The organism is Pseudomonas aegrilactucae, from assembly GCF_019168305.1.
GTDB classification, from domain to species: Bacteria; Pseudomonadota; Gammaproteobacteria; order Pseudomonadales; family Pseudomonadaceae; genus Aquipseudomonas; species Aquipseudomonas aegrilactucae.
This window is the reverse complement of the sequence record NZ_JAHTBI010000130.1, coordinates 1-1,096: the sequence shown is the minus strand read 5'-3', so window position 1 is coordinate 1,096 and position 1,096 is coordinate 1. Positions and strand designations below refer to the sequence as shown.

1 pseudogene is annotated in these 1,096 nt (G+C 67.2%); it reads right to left on the bottom strand.

Features of this window, described 5'->3' with window-relative positions:
- Positions 1 to 1,026, bottom strand: a pseudogene (locus KUO17_RS25605) (RHS repeat-associated core domain-containing protein); the annotation flags it as partial.
- Between the last annotated feature and the right edge of the window lie 70 nt (positions 1,027 to 1,096).

The window sequence follows — 1,096 nt, the reverse complement described above, 5'->3', positions numbered from 1 at the left end:
ATTGGGTGCCTTTTTGGCCTTGGCCTGGCGGCTGACCACCTCGGTCGGGCCTTCGCTGTGAATATGCCGTGCCTGATTAGTGACGCCCGGACGGATGTTGGCCGACATACCCGGGCGGCGCGGATTCGCCAGCACGGTTTCGAGCAGACGGGTCAGCAGCCAGGCGATGCTGTTTTCCATGCCGGAGGCACCGAGGGCCTCGAGGCGCTGAGGAACAGACGTCGCCAACCCGTCGAGGGTTTGCACCAGCGGGCGCAGCAGGCTTTCCAGCGGTTCGCCGAAGCGGCTGGCGACGCTGTTGTAGGCGTCCTTGAGGTTGCCCTCGGAGGCATTGGCCAGGGCCGACAGGGCCAGGCGCCAGGCGTCCGTGTTCAGCAGCGAGTCGTACAGCGCCACCTCGGCCATCTGCGCGCGGGACAACTGGTGGCTGGCCTCGGCGTCGAGTTGGCCCCGGGCGGCCGCTTCGAGGGTCCTGGCCAGCGTGGTGAACAGCAGGCGCGCCGTGTCGGCGGCGGCACTGAGCATGGCCGGCAACTGGGCCAGCGCCTCGCCTACGTAGTGTTCCAGGGTGCCCCGGATGTTGGCATGCAGGTGGCCGTCGATGATCTCCAGGATCACCGCGCCGATGTGCGCGTCCGGGCGGCGGCGCAGGGTCTGGCGGGTCAGTTGCAGGACGGGCCGCAGCACCATGCGCGCCCTGGACAGGCCAGGGGGAATAGGCGTCACGCCCATCAGGTTGATGCCCAGGCTGACCCATTGCAGCGGGTCGGGGGATGGGCTTTCGACCAGCGTGAGGATGTCGATCAGCACATCTACGCCGGCCAGGGCATTGGCGACCACGGGCACGCTTTCAGCGGCCTGGCGCAGCAACTGCAGGCTCACCAGGTCGTAGGTGGCCTCGCGCAGCCATTGGTCGACCGAGGCGGCTGCGGCGCCGAGGTCTTCACTGAGCAGGGTTTCGAGAGGGGCAATCGCAATCTGGATCTCGCGCTCGCTGGGCGCGGATCCGGCGGGAGAAGCAGACATCGTACAAAGCCTTCCTAGGCAGGGACGTAGCGTCCCGGGTGATCCATGAAGGCAAAATGATACTAGGGGG